Source organism: Stenotrophomonas sp. STEN147, assembly GCF_056757995.1.
This window is the reverse complement of record NZ_JBRRCG010000003.1, coordinates 221353-240686: the sequence shown is the minus strand read 5'-3', so window position 1 is coordinate 240686 and position 19334 is coordinate 221353. Positions and strand designations below refer to the sequence as shown.

14 protein-coding genes and 6 tRNA genes are annotated in these 19334 nt (G+C 65.2%); 12 read left to right on the top strand and 8 right to left on the bottom strand.

The window, feature by feature from the left end; translation table 11 throughout:
• Positions 1–276 precede the first annotated feature (276 nt).
• The 5 genes from ppx to ACVOKU_RS06045 form a co-directional block, all read right to left on the bottom strand.
• Complete coding sequence (ppx, locus tag ACVOKU_RS06065; RefSeq protein ID WP_053519439.1) at positions 277–1803, bottom strand: exopolyphosphatase; 1527 nt, start codon at positions 1801–1803, stop codon at positions 277–279.
• Between the two features lie 338 nt (positions 1804–2141).
• Positions 2142–4229 carry a polyphosphate kinase 1 gene (ppk1, locus tag ACVOKU_RS06060; protein WP_053519438.1) on the bottom strand — a complete coding sequence of 696 codons (2088 nt, stop codon included), beginning with the start codon at positions 4227–4229 and terminating at the stop codon, positions 2142–2144.
• A gap of 4 nt (positions 4230–4233) precedes the next feature.
• Positions 4234–5562 carry a phosphate regulon sensor histidine kinase PhoR gene (gene phoR / locus ACVOKU_RS06055; RefSeq protein WP_481559383.1) on the bottom strand — a complete coding sequence of 443 codons (1329 nt, stop codon included), beginning with the start codon at positions 5560–5562 and terminating at the stop codon, positions 4234–4236.
• A gap of 105 nt (positions 5563–5667) precedes the next feature.
• Positions 5668–6357, bottom strand: a complete 690-nt coding sequence (phoB, locus tag ACVOKU_RS06050) for a phosphate regulon transcriptional regulator PhoB (protein WP_053519436.1) — start codon at positions 6355–6357, stop codon at positions 5668–5670.
• A gap of 116 nt (positions 6358–6473) precedes the next feature.
• The gene (locus ACVOKU_RS06045; RefSeq protein WP_053519435.1) at positions 6474–8120 is read right to left on the bottom strand and encodes a M48 family metalloprotease; all 1647 of its coding nucleotides are present in this window, start codon (positions 8118–8120) and stop codon (positions 6474–6476) included.
• Between the two features lie 142 nt (positions 8121–8262).
• On the opposite strand from ACVOKU_RS06045, the gene grxC reads away from it, so the two are divergent.
• From grxC to ACVOKU_RS06025, 4 genes are all read left to right on the top strand, one after another.
• On the top strand, positions 8263–8553 hold the full coding sequence (grxC, locus tag ACVOKU_RS06040; protein WP_004154541.1) for a glutaredoxin 3: 291 nt from the start codon (positions 8263–8265) through the stop codon (positions 8551–8553).
• On the top strand, positions 8550–8942 hold the full coding sequence (locus tag ACVOKU_RS06035; RefSeq protein ID WP_053519434.1) for a carboxymuconolactone decarboxylase family protein: 393 nt from the start codon (positions 8550–8552) through the stop codon (positions 8940–8942). The genes grxC and ACVOKU_RS06035 overlap by 4 nt, the downstream gene beginning before the upstream one ends.
• A gap of 190 nt (positions 8943–9132) precedes the next feature.
• Positions 9133–10137 (top strand): isocitrate dehydrogenase, encoded by a 1005-nt coding sequence (locus ACVOKU_RS06030; RefSeq protein ID WP_053520418.1) that lies wholly within the window; start codon positions 9133–9135, stop codon positions 10135–10137.
• A 197-nt stretch (positions 10138–10334) separates the two neighbouring features.
• The gene (locus tag ACVOKU_RS06025; protein ID WP_263178339.1) at positions 10335–11096 is read left to right on the top strand and encodes a sulfite exporter TauE/SafE family protein; all 762 of its coding nucleotides are present in this window, start codon (positions 10335–10337) and stop codon (positions 11094–11096) included.
• Between the two features lie 3 nt (positions 11097–11099).
• Here ACVOKU_RS06025 and ACVOKU_RS06020 read toward each other — a convergent pair whose 3' ends face one another.
• Entirely contained in the window at positions 11100–11720 is a 621-nt protein-coding gene (locus ACVOKU_RS06020; RefSeq protein ID WP_481559382.1) for a flavin reductase family protein, read from the bottom strand.
• 75 nt (positions 11721–11795) lie between these two features.
• A complete protein-coding gene (locus ACVOKU_RS06015; protein WP_053520416.1) occupies positions 11796–12551 on the bottom strand; it encodes a Bax inhibitor-1/YccA family protein in 756 nt (251 codons plus the stop codon).
• 181 nt (positions 12552–12732) lie between these two features.
• On the opposite strand from ACVOKU_RS06015, the gene ACVOKU_RS06010 reads away from it, so the two are divergent.
• From ACVOKU_RS06010 to ACVOKU_RS05985, 6 genes are all read left to right on the top strand, one after another.
• A tRNA-Pro gene (locus tag ACVOKU_RS06010) sits at positions 12733–12809 on the top strand.
• 39 nt (positions 12810–12848) lie between these two features.
• A tRNA-Arg gene (locus ACVOKU_RS06005) sits at positions 12849–12925 on the top strand.
• 769 nt (positions 12926–13694) lie between these two features.
• Positions 13695–15845, top strand: coding sequence for a hypothetical protein (locus tag ACVOKU_RS06000; protein WP_481559381.1), 2151 nt, complete (start codon positions 13695–13697; stop codon positions 15843–15845).
• A gap of 587 nt (positions 15846–16432) precedes the next feature.
• Positions 16433–16509: transfer RNA gene (locus tag ACVOKU_RS05995), tRNA-His, on the top strand.
• Between the two features lie 79 nt (positions 16510–16588).
• Positions 16589–16664: transfer RNA gene (locus tag ACVOKU_RS05990), tRNA-Lys, on the top strand.
• A 164-nt stretch (positions 16665–16828) separates the two neighbouring features.
• A tRNA-Lys gene (locus tag ACVOKU_RS05985) sits at positions 16829–16904 on the top strand.
• A 44-nt stretch (positions 16905–16948) separates the two neighbouring features.
• On the opposite strand, the gene ACVOKU_RS05980 is transcribed toward ACVOKU_RS05985, so the two are convergent.
• Positions 16949–17608, bottom strand: a complete 660-nt coding sequence (locus ACVOKU_RS05980; RefSeq protein ID WP_081279789.1) for a DUF2306 domain-containing protein — start codon at positions 17606–17608, stop codon at positions 16949–16951.
• 144 nt (positions 17609–17752) lie between these two features.
• Between ACVOKU_RS05980 and ACVOKU_RS05975 the strand changes: the two genes are divergently transcribed.
• Both ACVOKU_RS05975 and tig read left to right on the top strand, forming a co-directional pair.
• Positions 17753–17837, top strand: a tRNA-Leu gene (locus ACVOKU_RS05975).
• A 190-nt stretch (positions 17838–18027) separates the two neighbouring features.
• Positions 18028–19323 carry a trigger factor gene (tig, locus tag ACVOKU_RS05970; RefSeq protein ID WP_053520350.1) on the top strand — a complete coding sequence of 432 codons (1296 nt, stop codon included), beginning with the start codon at positions 18028–18030 and terminating at the stop codon, positions 19321–19323.
• Positions 19324–19334 lie beyond the last annotated feature (11 nt).

Here is a 19334-nt window from a genome sequence, read left to right as displayed (position 1 = left end):
AGGTCGTGCAACGGACGCCAAAAAGGGCGTCGAAGAAGCCGGAAGGTCGTGCGACCGGACCAGCAACCCGATAGTAGTCTCGTTGGTTAATGCTGTGTAAAGAGGGCGTGTCGAACAAATTAACGCTTTGTCACAAATCTTCACAAAACGTGAACAAAAGCAATCGCTTACGATGCCGTCGCGGATCGACCCCCAACGACGGGCTGACGCGATGCAGCAGGAAAAGCCGCCAGATTGCGCAAAGTGTCACCGAATGTAACGCCGAGGCACGCGTATTCAGGCAACGAAGGGACGGAACTGGATGCCGAGGCCGGCGATGCCGTCGGTCTCACCGATCAGGTCGGCGCGCAGCAGCGGCCGGGCGTCGATGAACGCCTGCGGCACGATCAGCGACAACCGGTTGTCATCGGCGGTCAGTTCCAGCGGCGGCAGCGGTGCGTCCTCATGGGCGCGGTTGAGCAGCACCGCCAGGCGCAGCAGCGCGGCCAGCCGCCGCGCGGTCAGCAGCAGGCGCTCGGGCAGGGCGTCGAACGCGGTCTTGCCCACGCTGCGGCGATGGCTGCGGACCAGGGCCGCCAGCATCTGCTGCTCCTGCCGCGAGAAGCCGGCGATGTCCGAGTGTTCCAGCACGTAGCTGCCATGCACGTGATAGCCGCTGTGGGCGATCATCAGCCCCAGCTCATGCAGGCGTGCCGCCCAGCCGAGCATGCGGGCATCGTCAGCGTCGAGCTTCCAGCGTTCCTGTACCTGCTCCAGCAGCGACAGGGCGGTGTCCTGCACGCGGTCGGCCTGGACGGTGTCGATGCCGTAACGGTGGGTGAGCGCAGCGACCGATTCGTCGCGCAGGTCGTTCTCGCCGGCACGGCCGACGATGTCGTAAAGGATGCCTTCGCGCATCGCGGCCTTGCTGACCAGCAGCTTCTGCAGGCCCAATGCCTGGAAGGCCGCCTCCAGCACCAGGATGCCGCCTGCGATGATCGGGCGGCGATCGCTGGACAGGCCGGGCAGCACGATGTCGTCGATCTTCTTGGCCTTGAGCAGCTCGTCGCGCAGCTGTGGCAGGGCTTCGGCGGTGATCGCCCCCTTGCTCAGCTTCATCGTCGCGCAGATCTCGCTGATCGCCTTGTGGGTGCCCGAAGAACCCAGTGCCTCCTGCCAGCCCAGCGCACGGTACTTGCTGGCGAAGGGCTGGAACTCGCGACCGATCTCGGCCAGTGCATCCTTCCAGCGCTTCTTGCTGAGCTTGCCGCCCGGAAAGAAGCGGCGGGTGCTGGCAATGCAGCCGGCCTGCAGGCTCTCGCGCTCGAGGGTCTGCATGCCCATGCCGATGATGAACTCGGTCGAGCCACCGCCGATGTCGATCACCAGCCGGCGCTCGCCCGGTTTGGGCGGCTGGGCATGGGCGACGCCCAGGTAGATCAGGCGCGCCTCCTCGCGGCCGCTCACCACTTCGATGGCATGTCCCAGCGCGGTTTCGGCGGGAACCAGGAACGACTGCGGTGAACGCAGCTGGCGCACGGTATTGGTGGCCAGTGCACGCACGCGGTGCGACGGGACATTGCGGATGCGCTGGCCGAAGCGGGCCAGGCATTCCAGTGCGCGTTGCCGTGCCGCGGCCGACAGGCCCCCCTTGCCATCCAGACCGTCGGCCATGCGCACGGTTTCGCGCAGGCGGTCGATCACCCGCAGCTGGCCGAGCGTGTAGCGCGCGATGACCATGTGGAAACTGTTGGAGCCAAGGTCGATGGCGGCCAGCAGGTCGCCATCCTGCAATGCGGGCGGAGTCGTGGTGGTATGCGGCATGGGCGAATGTTAGCCGAAGGGGCGGTGTGCTCGTCACCGCATGGCCTTCACATTTTGTCGGGGGGCGTTCGGTAGTGCCGGCCGCTGGCCGGCAAGGTCAACGTCAACGTCAACGTCAAAAGCGGGTTTTCTGAGGGATGGCGGGGCGGGTCCGGTTGAGGGGGACGCCGTAAACCCATCCATGGGGGCTTGGTCGCGGCATCCATGCCGCTCACACCCCCTCAACCGGACCCACCCCGCCTTCGAAAGTTGGCCGCGGTCTGGCGGAACGACACGGGCTCTGACCCCGGTGTTCTACATTGGACGCATTGTGCGGACCAAGGCCGGCACCTACCGGGTCAGAGACCCTGCATCAACGCCATCTGCGCCGAATGCGGGGCCTCGTCGTGGGCGGGGGCACGCTTGTGATAGATGCCATCGGCATCCAGTTCCCAGGCGTTGAGATTGTCGTCCAGGTAGTTCTGCAGGACTTCGCGGTAGACCCGCTTGGCCAGCGTCGGATCCAGAATCGGGAAGCAGGTCTCGACCCGCCGCAGCAGGTTGCGCTCCAGCCAGTCGGCGCTCGCGCAGTACAGTTCGGGCGCACCATCGTTGCCGAACCAGTAGACCCGGCTGTGTTCCAGGAAGCGGCCGACGATGGAGCGGACACGGATGTTGTCGGACACGCCCGGGACGCCGGGACGCAGGGTGCAGGCGCCACGGATGATCAGGTCGATCTGCACTCCGGCCTGCGAGGCGGCGTACAGCGCGCGGATCACCTGGGCCTCGTTGAGGGCGTTCATCTTGGCGATGATGCGTGCCGGGCGGCCGGCGGCCGCGATGCGCGTCTCGCGCTCGATCCGCGCCAGGATGCCGGTATGCAGGGTGAAGGGCGACTGCAGCAGGCGCTTGAGCTTCATCTTCGAGGCCAGCCCGGACAGCTGCTGGAACAGCAGGTGCACATCATTGCCGATGTCCGCATCGGCGGTGATCAGGCTGATGTCGGTGTACGCGCGCGCCGTACCGCTGTGGTAGTTGCCGGTGCCCAGGTGCACGTAACGGCGCAGCTTGCGGCCTTCGCGACGCACGATCAGCAGCATCTTGGCATGGGTCTTGTAGCCGACCACGCCATACACCACCTGTACGCCGGCTTCCTGCAGGCGATCGGCCAGCCCGAGGTTGGCCTCTTCATCGAAGCGTGCGCGCAGCTCGACCACCACGGTCACATCCTTGCCGGCACGTGCAGCCTGGATCAGCGCATCGACGATCAGCGAATCCTTGCCCGTGCGGTACAGGGTCTGCTTGATCGCCAGCACGTTCGGATCCAGCGCCGCCTGGCGGATCAGGTCGAGTACGGCGGCGAACGCATCGAAGGGATGGTGCAGCAGCAGGTCCTGGCGCGCCACGGTCTCGAAGATGCCATCGGTGTCGCGCAGTGTGCGCGGCGTCATCGGCGGATATTTCAGGTCTGGCTGCGCGATGAGGTCGTACAGCTGGATGATGCGGTTGAGGTTGACCGGGCCGTCGATGCGATACACCGCGTTCTCGGTCAGGCCGAAGTTCTGCAGCAGGGTACGCACGATCTCGCGCGGCATGTCATGGGCGATTTCCAGCCGCACTGCCGGCCGGTAGCCGCGGTCGACCAGTTCATCGCGCAGTGCCAGCGCCAGGTTCTCCACTTCCTCCTCGTCCACCACCAGCTCGGAATTGCGGGTCACGCGGAACTGGTAGGCGCCCTGGACTTCCATGCCCGGGAACAGTTCATCCACGAAGGTGGACAGCACCGAGGACAGGAACACGAAGTTCTGCGAGCCACCGAGTTTTTCCGGCAGCTGGATGATGCGCGGCAGCGAGCGCGGTGCGCGCACGATGGCCAGGTGGCCGGCGCGGCCGAATGCATCGGTGCCCTTCAGCACGACGACGATGTTCAGCGACTTGTTGAGGATCTTCGGGAACGGATGCACCGGATCCAGGCCCAGCGGCGACAGCACCGGCATGATCTCGTTGCGGAAGTAGGCCCGCAGCCAGCGCTTCTGCCGGTGGTTCCACGAATGGCGGCCGAGCACGCCGATGCCGGCGTCCATCAGGGCCGGGCGCAGTGTCTCGTTCCAGCAGCGGTACTGCTGGTCCACCAGTTCGGCGGCGCGTTCATGGATGGCGTTGAGGATGGCCTGCGGGCTCATCCCGTCCGGCGCCGGCGGCAGGCCGTATTCCTGCGCGTGGCGGACGGCGGCGGCCCGGATCTCGAAGAACTCGTCGAGATTGGTGCAGGAAATGCACATGAAGCGCAGGCGCTCCAGCAGGGGCACCTGCGGGTCCATGGCCTGGGCCAGCACGCGGAAGTTGAAATCCAGCTGCGACAGTTCGCGGTTGATGTACAGCGCCGGATCGCGCAGCGGATCGTTGTCCGGGCTCACGGGGAGAGGGAGGGATCCGAGGCTGCTCATGGCTTCATTCTTCGACGGAGGTCAGGGGGGCGGACTCGCGCGGGCGCACGTGGTCGGCATCGAAATGACAGGAGAACACCGATCCTTTGCCGACCTCGCTTTCGATCTCCAGCCGCGCATGGTGCAGGCCGAGGATGTGCTTGACGATGGACAGGCCGAGGCCGGTGCCGCCGCTCTCGCGCGAGCGGCTGCTGGAAACGCGGTAGAAGCGCTCGGTCAGCCGCGGCAGGTGGGTTGCCGGGATGCCATAGCCGGTATCGCGCACGGCCAGCACCGCGCCGTCGCCTTCGCGACGGAACTCTACGCTGATGCGGCCGTTGGCCGGCGTGTAGCGCACTGCATTGGTGACCAGATTGGAGAAGGCGCTGTGCAGCTCCTTGGTCGAGCCCTGCAGGTCGACGCCGGCAAGGTCCTCGATGCTGATCTGGTGGCGACCCTGGCTGTGGGCCTCGGCTTCGCGACGCAGCGTGGCCAGCATCGGCTGCATGGCCACGACTTCCTCCTCGGTGTGCTCCTGCGACTCCAGCCGCGACAGGGTCAGCAGGTCTTCCACCAGCTGGGCCATGCGCTGGCTCTGCTTGCGCATCTCTTCAAGCATCGGGCCGGTGCCGGGGAAATCCTCCGGATCCATCATGTCCAGGTAGCCGTGCACCACGGTGAGAGGGGTGCGCAGCTCATGTGAAACATTGGCGACGAAATCGCGGCGGACCTGCTCCAGGCGCAGCAGCTTGCTGACATCACGGGCGATCAGCAGCCAGTAGTCCGACGAATACGGAATCAGACGGAGGTTGAGGCGGATCGCTGGATCGACCGGCGAGGGCACGTCCAGGATCGGCTCGGCGTTGCGACCACCGGCCAGCCAGTGGGCCAGCGGCATCGGCTGCAACCGCTCGACAAGGGCCTCGCCCAGGTCGCCCGGGTGGTGCAGGCCAAGCAGGGCGGTGGCCGCTTCGTTGAACCACTGCACGCGCTGGCTGTTGCGGTCGAGCACCACCACTGCGTCGGGCAGCGCGGCGGCCGCGGCGCGGTAGCTGCGCAGCATGTCCAGCAGGCGCCGCTTGCGTACGCGCATTTCGACCTGGTTGCGGTACAGCAGGCGATCCAGTTCATTCCACACGCCCGTGCCTTCGGCGGTATCCCAGCGCTGGCGCGCGGTCAGCCGGCGCAGCACGCTGCGCAAGCGCCAGTAATGCCAGGCCAGCGTCGCCAGCGCACCCAGTGCGACGCACAACCACAGATGGCCCGTGAACCATCCCACCAGTCCGGCGAACAGCAGTACCGCGGCGACGGTAGCCAGCGTCTTCAACCAGGCAGAGCGGATGTGGCGGGGCATTGCGGTCTCGTCGATGAGGTGCGGTGGTTCACTGGAATGAACCAAGGGTTATAGCAGAGTTGCCGGCACCGGCACCCGTGGTGCGCGATGCCGGCACGACGGGACTCAGGTGGCGGTCGAGAAGCGGTAACCCGCGCCGCGCACGGTCTGCACCATGTTCTCGGCATTGAACGGTTCCAGCGTCTTGCGCAGGCGGCGGATGTGCACGTCGATGGTGCGCTCCTCCACGTACACGCTGCCGCCCCACACGTGGTCGAGCAGCTGGGCGCGGGTGTACACCCGCTCGGGGTGGGTCATGAAGAAGTGCAGCAGGCGGTACTCGGTCGGGCCGATCGGCACCGGCTGTTCGTTGGCGAACACGCGATGCGCGGCACCGTCGATGCGGATCGGACCGACCGCCACGCTGCCGTCCTCGTCGTCTTCGCGGGCGCGGCGCATGACCGCACGGATGCGGGCCAGCAGTTCCCGGGCCGAGAACGGCTTGACCACGTAATCGTCGACGCCGGCTTCCAGGCCGCCGACACGGTCGTTCTCCTCGCCACGCGCGGTCAGCATGATGATGGGCACCTCGCGAGTCAGCGTCTCCTTGCGCCAGCGGCGCGCCAGGTCCAGGCCGCTGGTGCCGGGCAGCATCCAGTCCAGCAGGATCAGGTCGGGAACACGGTCGGCGATCGCGGTCTGGGCTTCGCGGGCATCACCGGCGTGGACCGGCTCGTAGTCACCCTTGCGCAGGGCGAAGGCGACCATTTCGCGGATCGCGGGCTCGTCATCGACGATCAGGATACGTTTCTGCACGAGGGCACCGTAGGGCTCGGTTACTGGACGGGTGCCAGTAGACTACGGTTTGATGACATGTTTGTGACCATCGGGCCGGAACCGCTCCCGATTGCCACGGACCGGTCATGCAGCGCTCAGCGGCGGTCCAGGTCGGGGTCCTGCACGCCCTGCCGGCGCAGTTCCAGTACGGTCGGGGTGATCGATTCGATGCGCGCGTCGACCCGGGCCCGCCCCACGTAGTCCAGCGCGGGATTGCGCTTGAGTGCCTGCAGCTGCATCAGCGCCTGCTCCGGCCGGCCGCTGAGGAAGGCGGCCTCCGCGTAGGCCTCGCTGGCACGGACGCTGTCCCCGGCCAGTTCGCTGGCACGGGCGTAGCGCTGCTGGAACACCGGATCGTTACCACTTTGCGACAGCAGCGGCCGCAGCATGGCCTGGGCGCGCTGCCCCGCCTCGCGGTTGCCCTGTTCGTTGAGGATCTCGGCGTAGGTCAGCGCGACGGGCCGACTGTTGGGATGCTCACGCAGCAGCTGCTCGAAACGGGCATTGGCCTGCGTGGCCTGGCCCGAGCGCGATTCGGCCTCGGCCAGGGCCAGGGCTACCCACAGGCTGTCCGGATGGGCCTGCAGCAGGCCGTTCAGGGTCTGCCGCGCCTCGCCGGCACCGCTGCGTCCCCCCCGCATCACCGCCAGGGCCTGGCCGTAGCGCTGGGCATCGTTCAATCCACTCTTCTGGCGTTTGCCCAGGTCGGCGTACTCGCGCTCCACCTCGCCGGTGGAGTCGGCACTGAGCACCCGCAACCGTTCACGTGCCCAGTCGAAGTCGCCGCTGGGGCCCCGGCTGAGCTGGCCAACCGGCACCCGCAGCACACTGCTTGGCAGCAGCGGGTTGCTGCCGCGCAGCAGTGGTTCGGACAGGGTCGGGTCGGCCGGGTCCACCCGTTCCCTGCGCTCGCCGCTGGGCGTGGTGGTGGTCAGCAGCACCGTGTCCTTCTTCATCTGCTCGGCGCGGGCCTTCGCTTCGCTGATGCGCGTGATGTTGACCGGGTGCGTGCGCAGGAACTCCGGCACGCTGTAGCCGCCCTCGTTGCCGCGCATGGCCGTCGACATCCGCTCGAAGAAGCCGGCCATCGCGTCGACGTCGTAACCGCTGCGTGACAGGGTGCGTATGCCCAGCCGATCGGCTTCCGATTCGTTGGAGCGGGTGTAGTTGATCTGCCGCTGCTGCATCAGGCCCATGCCCGAGCTGATCGCGGCCATGGTCGCATTGCCCGACGAGGTGCTGTTGCTGGCCTGTGCCGCCACCACCGCCGCCAGCATGCCCAGCAGGATCGGGATCTGGTCGCGCTGGGCGCGCTCGACCCCGCGCAGCACGTGCTGCTGGGTGACGTGGGCGATTTCGTGTGACAGCACCGCGGCAACCTCGTCTTCGCGTTCGGCCGTCAGCACCAGCCCGGCGTTGACCCCGATGTAGCCGCCCAGGGTCGCGAAGGCGTTGATCTGGCGGTCCTTCATCACGAAGAAGGTGTAGGGCTGGCGCGGCTGGTCGCTGTTGGACCCCAGGCGGGTGCCCATGGTCTGCAGCCAGTCATTGACCAGCGGATCGTCCAGCAGGTAGCCATAGTTGCGCAGCTCGCGCAGCATCATCGCACCGTACTCGGCCTGGCGGGCCGGGGTCAGCAGCTCGCCGGCCGAGGAGCCGATGTCGGGCAGCTTCTCCTGGGCCTGGGCCAGCGGCATGGCCAGGGCGAAGGTGACGGCGGTCGAAAGCAGCAGGGCTCGCAAGCGGGAGGTCCTCGGGCGGGGCGCGCCAAGCGTGGCAGGGCAGGGGGCAACCATTCGTTAATCCACAGTGTTGCGGTGGTGGCGTGGAAATTCCAGCGCACCGGTACCATATGTAGACCGTCGATCCATCGTGGAGTTTCCCGTGACAGCCCAGACCGCCGGCGGTGCCCCCGCCATCACCATCTATTCCACTGCCGTCTGCCCGTACTGCGTGGCCGCCAAGAACTTCCTCAAGAGCAAGGGCCAGCAGTGGACCGAGGTCCGCATCGACCTGGACCCGGCCGAACGCGAGAAGATGATGGCGCTGACCCGCCGCACCAGCGTGCCGCAGATCTTCGTCGGCGACGTCCATGTCGGTGGCTATGACGACATGATGGCGCTGCACCGTGAAGGCAAGCTTGAGCCGCTGCTGGCCGGGCAGGGCCAGGCATGAGCGCGGCCGACGACGGCAGCAAGGACCGCATCGCCGAGTTCACCGCGTTCCGCAAGCGCATGAACGAGCGCATCCTGGGCGAGCCGAACCAGGTGGTGCGCCGGTTCTTCGCGCTGGATACGCAGACCTACCAGGCCGGCGCGCTGGATGTGAAGACCAAGGAGCTGCTGGGGCTGGTGGCCTCGATGGTGCTGCGCTGCGACGACTGCATCAGCTACCACGTGGCCCAGTGCAAGGAGGCCGGGGTGACCCGCGAGGAGTTCTTCGAGACCTTCTCGGTCGGCCTGGTGGTCGGCGGCTCGATCGTGATCCCGCACCTGCGCCGCGCGGTCGATTTCCTCGACCAGCTCGAAGGCGGTGCCGCCGCCCCGGAAGCCCACGAGCACTGAGGGTAACGCCGGGCATGGCCCGGCGCTACCGGAATACGCGGGCAATTCTGCCTGAGCCGGGGACTGGGACCATGGTCTATTTGGGACCTCGGCCCCGGCTCAGGCATAATTGCCGGTGAAACTTCCTTTGCGCCGGCGTTTCCGGGCACGTCCGGACGGCGTTTTTTCCCCCTGTTCGGAACATCGATCAATGACGCAGAAAATTACGGTCATCCGCGGCGACGGCATCGGCCCGGAGATCATGGACGCCACCCTGTACGTGCTCGACCAGCTCAATGCCGGCCTGGAGTATGAAGAGGCCGACGCCGGCCTGGCGGCGCTGGAGAAGCACGGCGACCTGATGCCGGCGGTCACCCTGGACTCGATCGCGCGCAACAAGGTTGCCCTGAAGAGCCCGCTGACCACGCCGGTCGGCGGTGGCTTCACCTCGATCAATGTCAGCCTGCGCCGCCATTTCGACCTGTACGCCAACGTGCGTCCGGCCCACACCTTCCCGAACACCAAGTCGCGTTTCGACAACGTCGACCTGATCACCGTGCGTGAGAACACCGAAGGCGCCTACCTGGCCGAAGGCCAGGAAGTGTCGGCCGACGGCGAGACTGCCTTCTCCGGCACCCGCATCACCCGCAAGGGCTCGGAGCGCATCGTGCGCTACGCCTTCGAACTGGCCCGCAGCGTCGGCCGCAAGAAGGTCACCGCCGTGCACAAGGCCAACATCATCAAGTCGACCTCGGGCCTGTTCCTGAACGTTGCCCGTGAAGTGGCCGCCCAGTATCCGGACATCGAATTCCAGGAAATGATCGTCGACAACACCTGCATGCAGCTGGTGATGCGCCCGGAACAGTTCGATGTGATCGTCACCACCAACCTGTTCGGCGACATCATTTCCGATCTCTGCGCCGGCCTGGTCGGCGGCCTGGGCCTGGCCCCGGGTGCCAACATCGGCAAGGACGCGGCGATCTTCGAAGCGGTGCACGGCACCGCGCCGGACATCGCGGGCCAGGGCAAGGCCAATCCCTGCGCGCTGCTGCTGGCGGCGGCACAGATGCTGGATCACATCGGCCAGCCGCAGAATGCCGAGCGCCTGCGCAAGGCCATCGTGGCGACCATGGAAGCCAAGGACTCGCTGACCGGCGACCTGGGCGGCACCGGCACCACCATGAGCTTCGCCAAGGCCATCGCCACGCGCCTGTAAGCGGTGGCTGGACCTTGCCTGGATTTCCAGCGGGGCGCCTTCGGGCGCCCCGTTGCGTTTGGGTGCCTGCGCATGCTCTGCGCAGCTCATGTGGTGTGGCGGCACCGAACGTGCGCGCGCTGGTCGGGTACCTTGCCACGCACTACGCTGCCCAGGCCGGCGTGGCAGCGTAGCCACGGGGTCGCAGCGAGGTGATGATGGATTCGGTGTATCTGCTGGTCGCACTTGGAGCGATCGTGGCGGGATTCGTGCAGGGACTGTCCGGCTTTGCGTTCGGAATGGTCGCCATGTCGTTCTGGGCGTGGGGGCTGGAGCCACGCCTGGCGGCGACGCTGTCGGTGTTCGGCGCGCTGGTGGGTCAGCTGGTGGCGGTGTTCACCGTGCGGCGCGGATTCAATCTGCGTCTGCTGCTGCCCTTCGTCTTCGGTGGCCTGGCGGGCATTCCGCTGGGCGTGATGGTATTGCCGCAGCTGGACATGGACTGGTTCAAGGCCTTGCTGGGAGGCTTCCTGGCACTGTGGTGCCCGGTGATGCTGATGGCCCGTTCGCTGCCGCCGATCACCACGGGCGGGCGCATCGGCGACACCGTGGCGGGCATGGCCGGTGGCGTGCTCAGCGGCATCGGCGGCTTCGCAGGTCCCGTGCCCACGCTGTGGAGCACGCTGCGTGGTTTCGGCAAGGAGGAGCAGCGCGCGGTCATCCAGAACTTCAACCTGGCGATGCTGTCGGTCACCATGGCCACCTACGTCGGCAGTGGCCTGGTCACCCGGCAGATGCTGCCGTACTTCGCTGTCGTCGCCCCGGCCATGCTGCTTCCGGCGCTGCTGGGCGCGCGGGTCTACATCGGCATCAGCGAGGCGCGGTTCCGCCAGATCGTATTGAGCCTGCTGACGCTGTCGGGCATCGCGCTGCTCGCCTCGTCGCTGCCGGCCCTGTTGGCGCGCCCGGTTGCCGGCTGAGATTCAGGCCGGCCGGAACATGCGGAAACGCTGCTCGGCACTGACGCGGAAATAGTCGGCCGGTCCACCGCCGCGCAGGATCGGGCCGGCGGCTGCAGTGTCGTAGATGCCATCGACCAGCAGTCGTGCCTCGATATGGACGGCGACCACCTCGCCGAGCACCAGCCAGCCGTTGGTGTCCAGTCCGGCGGCGTCGCACAGGCGGACGATCTGGGTGCAGCGGCATTCCATGCTGACCGGGCTTTCTGCAACACGCGGCGGCTTGACCTGCCCGGAAGCCAACGGCGTCAAGCCGGCCAGCGTGAACTCGTCGACGTCCGGCGCGACCGCCCGGCAGCTCTCGTTCATGGCTTCGGCCAGGTCGAAAGTGGCCAGGTTCCAGACGAACTCGCCGGTCGCTTCGATGTTGTGCAGCGAGTCCTTGCGGCCCTGGCTGGAGAAACCAATGATCGGCGGCGTGTAGTTGAAGGCGTTGAAGAAGCTGTAGGGCGCCAGGTTCAACGCGCCGTCGGCAGCGCAGCTGGAAATCCAGCCGATCGGGCGGGGTCCGATGATGGCGTTGAACGGGTCATGCGGCAGTCGATGGCCGTCAGCGGGGCGATAGCTGTGGAAGAGGGCAGGCATGGCGGGGTCGAAAGGGGGAGGGGAACAGAAAGGGCGCCACGGAGGCGCCCTTTGTCGTTTTCAGCCTGACCGGAATCAGCGCTGCTGGATCTTTGACAGCAGGCGGAGGAACTCGACGTACAGCCAGACCAGGGTCACCATCAGGCCGAATGCGCCATACCACTCCATGTACTTGGGCGCGCGCTGGGCCACACCGCTCTCAATGAAATCGAAATCCAGCACCAGGTTCAGCGCGGCGACCACGACCACGAACAGGCTGAAGGCGATGCCCCAGCCGCTGGAGGAGTGGATCAGCGGGACTTCGATGTTGAAGAACGACAGCACGAACGACGCCAGGTAGAGCAGGGCGATGCCACCGGTGGCGGCGACCACGCCGAGCTTGAAATTCTCGGTGGCCTTGATGACGCCGGTGCGGTAGGCCACCAGCAGGGCAGCCAGCGTGCCGAAGGTCAGCAGCACGGCCTGGAATACGATGCCCGGGAACCGCAGCTCGAACACGGCGGAAATGGCGCCGAGGAACAGGCCTTCCACCAGCGCGTACAGCGGTGCGGTGACCGGCGACCATTGCTTCTTGAACACGGTGACCAGCGCCAGCACCAGGCCGCCGATCGCGCCGCCCATGGCATACAGCTTGGCGGCCGGCAGCACCTGGCCGAAGGCCACGGTCTGGTTCCAGGCGAAGGCTGCGGTCAGCACGGTCAGCAGCAACAGGATGCCGGTCTTGTTGACGGTGCCGTTGAGGGTCATCGCCTGGTCGGGGCGGGTCACCACCGAGCCGTTGGCGAGGTCGAGGAAAGTCGACTCGGAAAGAGCCGGGTTGCCGCTGCGCATGCGCGTTCTCCGTGCGAATGAGGGATCAGGAAGGCCATCCGGCCGACGATGTCGAGCATAGCCGATGGCCACTGGCACTGCCGTGACCGCGCGCCCGGGACAGATCGCTGCGTTGACAGTTCGCCGCGTGCTTGGCGACAATGACCAACTCCCCGGGCCTGGCTCGAGGGGATTGCAAGACCGGGGTATAGCGCAGTCTGGTAGCGCGCCTGCTTTGGGAGCAGGATGTCGGGGGTTCGAATCCCTCTACCCCGACCAATCCCACGCCACGTCGGATTGGACGCCGTTCCGGTTCGGGCGCCCGTAGCTCAACTGGATAGAGCACCGGCCTTCTAAGCCGGCGGTTACAGGTTCGATTCCTGTCGGGCGCGCCATTGGAATCAATTAGTTACGTGATTCGAGTGCGCTGTCGCTCGCGCTCGGCGGCTATCGCCTTGATCCCCGGTCCCAGGTCCACGGCCAGCGCGGGCGGGGCCGCGTAGAGCAGTGTCCCGCCCGGCAGTTCCTTCGATAGCCACGCCTGCGGAATGCGGGAGCTTCCTTGATAAACATGTCCCACCGGCTCCTGTCCCGCCGGCTGGCGGGCGGCGAGGGCGGCGATAGCCGCATCCAGGACCGCGGTTCGTGCAGGGCTTCCGGCGTCCGTGAGACGCGCGCGCATCAGCGACCGCGTGGGCGTCGCTCAGCCTTCATGTCGACGACAAGACGACAAGACGACAAGATGTGGCACTGGCACAAGGATGAGCCCAAAACTGCGACGCTGATCGGAGTACACGGATCGTCCGAGCATCGATAGTGTCGCGGCCAACCCGCAGTCGATAGTCCCTGCGCTGCGGCCCAGTGCAACGGTAGCGCCGCGATACCCTAGCTGGCCTCGTGCACGCGATGAATGCGATATCGTTCATGGTGGTCCGGCCGGCCAACGGCCATACGAATCTTCGCTTGGTGGTGAGGCTGCTCAGATCAGTTCGCCTGGGCACGTCCATAACCCCTAGCGCTGTGATCGACAGTTGAACTCACCCCTTTATGGAATTCAGTGATGGCCGACAAGATCCTTCCCTCTTATCCGTCGATTTCTGGGACCTACATTGATGAAAGCGCCCATATCGTGCTGGCAACAGATTCGGTCGGGAGGGGCGGCGTGTGAGTAGCAACATTCTGAAAGCGGACGATGGCGCTGCCTTGCTTGGATTCATCCAGGATGGTCCGGGCGCGGTGCTCCAGACGCTGGGGCAAAAGTCTTGCGAACAGACCTCTCCTGAAGACTTTGGTGCCATCGGCGATGGCCAACCCCACTTCTTGTCGGAGCGCTTTTCGACGCTGCAAGAGGCCCAGGCGACCTATCCGTTTGCCACATCTCTGACGCAGAGCATCGACTGGGCAGCTATCACTGCAGCTATCTCGACTGGGCGCCAGGTGTTGGGCAATACGGCGGCCAATTACATGCTTTCTCAGTCCGTTGAGATGATCGATGCCAGCTGCCTGTTTGACGGTCGGCAATGCCAGATGACGGCAATGAGTGGCAGCTTCCCAACCTTCAGTGTGATTGCGAATTACGGTGCCCAGGTACCGGTAAGTGCGATCGAGATGTCAGTCGTTGACTACACCGAAGGGCAGGGCGGTGGGGCCACGCCGACACACTCACTGGTGGTAAACAGCACTGATGGATTCGCTGTTGGTGACATCATCAAGGTGATGTCGGACGACTTCATTCCTGGCTCTCGGGCGGCTGATCTGGAGCGACTTGGAGAGCACACCGCCGTAGGCGGAATCGACGCGAACAGGATCAATCTCTACAGCTATCTTTTTGAGAAGTACGTATCGAACATCCGCGCCGCAAGGATGAATGCTTCGGTCCTGGTCGACATCAGGAACTTCAGGTCCGACTATGTCGAGCCGGGCAACGCGTCGATTGTCTACGTGCAGGGGTGTATGGCGCCCGATGTGTCGGGCATTCGTGCGATGCGGGCAAAGTCTGAAACAGTCGAGTTCGTCTCCTGCCTCTTTGGCCGGACACACGACATCGTCACCTCGAACGGCACTACCGATTTCACAACGGGTGCCTATGCCTACGGGGTGGTTGAGTATGGATGCGAGTTCGGCATGCATAGCAATCTGTTTGGCCATCAGATCCGGCATGTGTACACGGATGGGTCACTGATTGCCCAGCCCAACGACACGAGAACCTACCGCTATGGTCGAACCAAGGGTTCTGCGGTGGTCAACTCGAAGGGTTGGCTGTGCCAGAACGCTGCTTTTGACACACACTGGAGCAGCCATGGCATTCAGTTCATAGGATGCTACGGGTATGCACCCTTCAATGGCCCGAACTCGTCGCAGAGGAACTTCCAACTGCGCGGGAGCTTCGGCTTGGTTCAGAACTGCGTCTCCTACGGTGGCACGGGAGTCAACGTGTTCCAAGGAGTTGCCCATCCGGAGGCCTGCCAAGGCAACCGGATTGAGAATCTTTCGCACTTCTTCTTGAAGGAGTCCCAGGGGCGAGCGGCTGTCCAGATCACGGGGCAGTCTGCCAACGAGCATACGATCCCGACAGTTAACGTCGACGCGCTGGTCACCAATCAGGACAACAGTGGCATCTATCCCCATGTCATCGCCACGCGCGGCATCGTGCGTATTAGCCGTCCCGCGATGGTCACAAAGCAGGGAGGCACAAACGTTGCCTGCGCATTTCTGGCCGATGAGGGTGGGCAGATCTACGTCGATCAAGGCAGTGTCGATGCTCGTGGCGCGAGTGGTACCGGCCTTCGTTTGTGCAAAATGGGCCCGGGGAGCCGGATCGAACTGAACGGTCTGCAGGTCCACGGTCAGTTCACCCACCTGTTGGACGGGCAGCAGAACAACGACATCGTGTTCGATTGCCGGGACGTGCAACTCGACCGGCCACTGGCACAGGCACAGGGCTACACGAACTCTCTGAGTTCCAACGTTCGGGTCGACTACACCGTAGGATTCCGGCGGACCACGCGCGCGGTTTTCGCTCAGACCTACGCGCAGGCGGGAGACAAGATCCTCTCGCTAGAGCGTCGAGGGGGGCGGACACTGCATTTCTCGGCAACCGTCTCTGTTGCCACCGCAGTAACGAGGATCTCATCCATTGATGCCGGTGCGATGGATGGCCAGGAGCTGGTGATTCGCAACAGCGGCGGCTCGGTGGCTTTGCTCCGAGTCGCAGCAAATGCGGTAATCGCCATCGGTGCTGACCGAGACTTGGCCCCAGGTGCAGTGCTCAGACTCATCTATTCCGACGCCGCTGGCGCATGGCTGCCAGCATGAGGCTGGTGCCCGGCATGCTATTCAAGCCCTGGGGCAGACGTATTGGTCACCGGGGAGGGTGCCTTCTTCTCGCCCGTCGACCCATGAGGAGGAGCCACAGGCTCCACGCCCTCGTGAGATTGGGACACAAGGGAGGGGGGGGGGGCATGAGCTCGCCGGGGCCAGGCAAGCAGCCGGCAATGACGTTGCCCCGCCCGGGAGATGCCCGAAAGTCACGGTTGACGGGCGGGCTTCATGAGCCGCGTGGTCGATGAATGCCAAGCTTCCCGCAGGCACCTTGCGCACCCGGTGCAGGTCCTGGGCTGCGCTCGCTCTGCTCCTGAATTGAAGTCAATCTAAGCTATTGACTACAATGCACAGTCAGCCAGCCTTCTAAGCCGGCGGTTACAGGTTCGATTCCTGTCGGGCGCGCCATTGGCGAAGCACCGGGACCGCATCGGCGGATGTGAAGAAAGGCTTGCAAAAGCGTGAGGACTCCACCAGAATATCGGACTCGCTTCGGCGGCCCGAACTCCGGTGACGGTCTCCAGGCAAGGCTTCAAAGCTCCAGCGCTGGCAGCATCGGCGATGAAGCGAATGTTTCAGTGGTGGCTGTAGCTCAGTTGGTTAGAGTACCGGATTGTGATTCCGGTGGTCGGGGGTTCGAATCCCCTCAGCCACCCCACTGATTCAACCGCATCGGCACAGCCGACACGGTGTTGCAATAAACAGAATGCACGCTATAATGTGCGTCTGAGTTTCACGGGCCGTTAGCTCAGTTGGTAGAGCAGTTGACTCTTAATCAATAGGTCCAAGGTTCGAATCCTTGACGGCCCACCAAGACAGAAGCCACCTGGTACCCCAGGTGGCTTTTTTCTTGCCTGCAGGCCGCGCAAAGGGCATGCGAAGCACCTTGGGTCGTGGCACGCATGCATCGATCAACGATGTTGAAAAAAAGCTTGCACCCCGTGTGCGCATCAGGTCATAATTCGCGCCCCGATTTCGGGCTGTTAGCTCAGTTGGTAGAGCAGTTGACTCTTAATCAATAGGTCCAAGGTTCGAATCCTTGACAGCCCACCAGACGAAAGCCACTTGGTCCTCCAGGTGGCTTTTTTCTTGGGTGTTCAGCGGCTGCCGGACGGCTCTGCGAGTGTGCCGATGGACACCAGGCGTCTTCCTGCTTCATGCACCAGCAACGGCAGGGCCCAGCTCAGCACCAGCAGGCTCGGCACCATCACCAGGGGCGATGCCAGCTGCATGAGCGCAGGCACCAGCAGCGACAGGCGGAACACCGCGGGTGACAGCGTCACCAGGTAGCTGCGCAGCATCCATCGCCGGTGCTGCTCGACGTCGCCACGCCGGATGCTGCGATAGCCGCAGAATGATGTGACCAACCACGCCAGGCCGGTCGCAGCGAACGCCATTTTCAGTGCCAGCCAGCCCTGGGTGGTGGCGATCAGGCCGGCGACAGCGGCGCTCCCCAGCAGGATGCCGGCCAGGTAGATCCGTCCCAGCCAGCGATGCAGCCGGGGACGGTGTCGCCGCAGGGGACCGATGAACTGCGTGGCGCCGGCCAGCATGGCCAGGCTGCCGCCGGCGACATGCAGCCACAGCCAGTTGCGACGCTCCCAGAACATGCCATAGGCCTCGGCGCTGACCTGCCCGTAGCGCTGTGCGGTGACCCACAGGAAGTGCAGCGCGACTGCAAGACCGAGCAGCCAGACGAGTGTGGACCAGCCGGGCATCCGGGCCTGCAGGGGCGTGCGGAGTGGGGTGCGTTCCATCGGGGCAGACCGGGTGGCGGCAACGGCACGAGTCTACGCGCACGTGCTGGCGCCTGCGCGTGGGCGCCTGGACTGCGTATTCAGGTTTGTCATGCCTTCCGCTTTGTGCACCCGCCTGCGACAATGACCGCCTGTGCCGGCCACGCGAAAGTGGCGGAATTGGTAGACGCCCTGGATTTAGGTTCCAGTGCCGCAAGGCGTGGGGGTTCGAGTCCCCCCTTTCGCACCAGTGCCGGCCTGCCTCCGCCCCCCGCCGGGCGTTCCCGAGGCGCTTGCCCGGCCTGCGCTGGCAGTGCACGCCGAATTGGGCGAAACTAAAGGGCTGCGGCAAGCAGGCGCGTCCCGGACGCCGTCACCTTACAACCGTTTCATCCATCATCGAGCCGGAGGCCAGAGCGCCACCGGTGGCAGGAGTCAACATGCAAGCTTCGATCGAATCCATCGGCAACCTGGAACGCCGCCTGAGCTTCTCGCTGCCGGAAGACCGTCTGCAGAGCCACATCAACGGCCGCCTGGGCGAAATCGCCCGTACCACCCGCATCAAGGGTTTCCGCCCGGGCAAGGTGCCGGCCAAGGTGATCGAGCAGCGCTTCGGCGCGCAGGTCCGTGGCGAGGCGCTGGACGGCCTGCTGCGCGAAACCTTCGACGCGGCCGTGCGTGAGCACGATCTGCGCATCGTCGGCAGCCCGCGCATCGACAAGGGCGACGAGGGTGAGTTCTCCTTCGTGGCCACCGTGGAAGTGGTGCCGGACTTCGGTGACATCGACGTCAGCAAGCTGACCGTGGTGCGCCACACCGCCGAGATCACCGACGCCGACATCGACCAGATGATCGAGAACCTGCAGAACCAGCGCCGCACCTGGGCACCGGTTGCGCGTGGCGCGCAGGATGGCGACCTGGTCGCGGTCGAAACCTGGTCGCAGGCCGGCGAAGAGCGCCTGCCGGCCGAAGGCACCGAGAAGGGTTCGATCGTGCTCGGCCAGGGCATGATGTTCGAGACCATCGAAAAGGGCCTGGTCGGCCTGGCCAAGGGCGAGGAAAAGACGCTGGACGTCGATTTCCCGGCCGACTGGCGCGTGCCGGTGCTGGCCGGCAAGACCGTGCAGGTCACCGTCAAGGTTGCCGAAGTGTCCGAGCCGGTGGTGCCGGCGGTCGATGAGGCCTTCATCAAGAGCTTCGGCGTGAAGGGCGGTGATGTCGAGCAGTTCCGCAGCGACATCCGCGCCAACCTGGAGCGCGAGCTCAAGGGCGCGCTGATGAACCGCCTGCGCCGTGAAGTGGGCGAGCAGCTGATCGCCGCCTATTCCTCGGTGGAAATGCCGCCGCGCCTGGTCGAGAACGAAGCCCGCGCGATGCTGGCCCAGCAGGTCGAGCAGATCCGCCGCAGCGGCCGCAACCCGGGCGAGATCCCGGCCGATGCCCACGAAGGTTTCAAGGACGCCGCCGCCAAGCGCGTGCTGGTCGGCCTGCTGGTCGGCGAAGTGGCGCGCACCAACGATCTGCGCCTGGAGCCCAAGCGCCTGAACGAAACGCTGCGTCTGATCGCCTCGACCTACGAAGAGCCGGAGCAGGTCATTGAGATGTACCGCAACGACCCCCAGCTGATGTCTGGTCTGCAGAACCGTGTGATGGAAGAGCAGGTGATCGACTGGATCGCCGAGCGCGCCCAGCACACCGAAGAGAAGCTGTCGTTCCAGGACGCGATCCGCCAGTAAGTCCGGGCGGA

What these genes read in the sequence shown, in the direction of transcription:
- ACVOKU_RS06025 (WP_263178339.1), top strand. Translation starts at nt 10,335, where the DNA reads ATGGATTCGGTGTATCTGCTGGTCGCACTTGGAGCGATCGTGGCGGGA.
- ACVOKU_RS06015 (WP_053520416.1), bottom strand. Translation starts at nt 12,551, where the DNA reads ATGCGCAGCGGCAACCCGGCTCTTTCCGAGTCGACTTTCCTCGACCTC.
- ACVOKU_RS06035 (WP_053519434.1), top strand. Translation starts at nt 8,550, where the DNA reads ATGAGCGCGGCCGACGACGGCAGCAAGGACCGCATCGCCGAGTTCACC.
- phoR (WP_481559383.1), bottom strand. Translation starts at nt 5,562, where the DNA reads ATGCCCCGCCACATCCGCTCTGCCTGGTTGAAGACGCTGGCTACCGTC.
- ppk1 (WP_053519438.1), bottom strand. Translation starts at nt 4,229, where the DNA reads ATGAGCAGCCTCGGATCCCTCCCTCTCCCCGTGAGCCCGGACAACGAT.
- ACVOKU_RS06030 (WP_053520418.1), top strand. Translation starts at nt 9,133, where the DNA reads ATGACGCAGAAAATTACGGTCATCCGCGGCGACGGCATCGGCCCGGAG.
- ppx (WP_053519439.1), bottom strand. Translation starts at nt 1,803, where the DNA reads ATGCCGCATACCACCACGACTCCGCCCGCATTGCAGGATGGCGACCTG.
- tig (WP_053520350.1), top strand. Translation starts at nt 18,028, where the DNA reads ATGCAAGCTTCGATCGAATCCATCGGCAACCTGGAACGCCGCCTGAGC.
- ACVOKU_RS06020 (WP_481559382.1), bottom strand. Translation starts at nt 11,720, where the DNA reads ATGCCTGCCCTCTTCCACAGCTATCGCCCCGCTGACGGCCATCGACTG.
- ACVOKU_RS05980 (WP_081279789.1), bottom strand. Translation starts at nt 17,608, where the DNA reads ATGGAACGCACCCCACTCCGCACGCCCCTGCAGGCCCGGATGCCCGGC.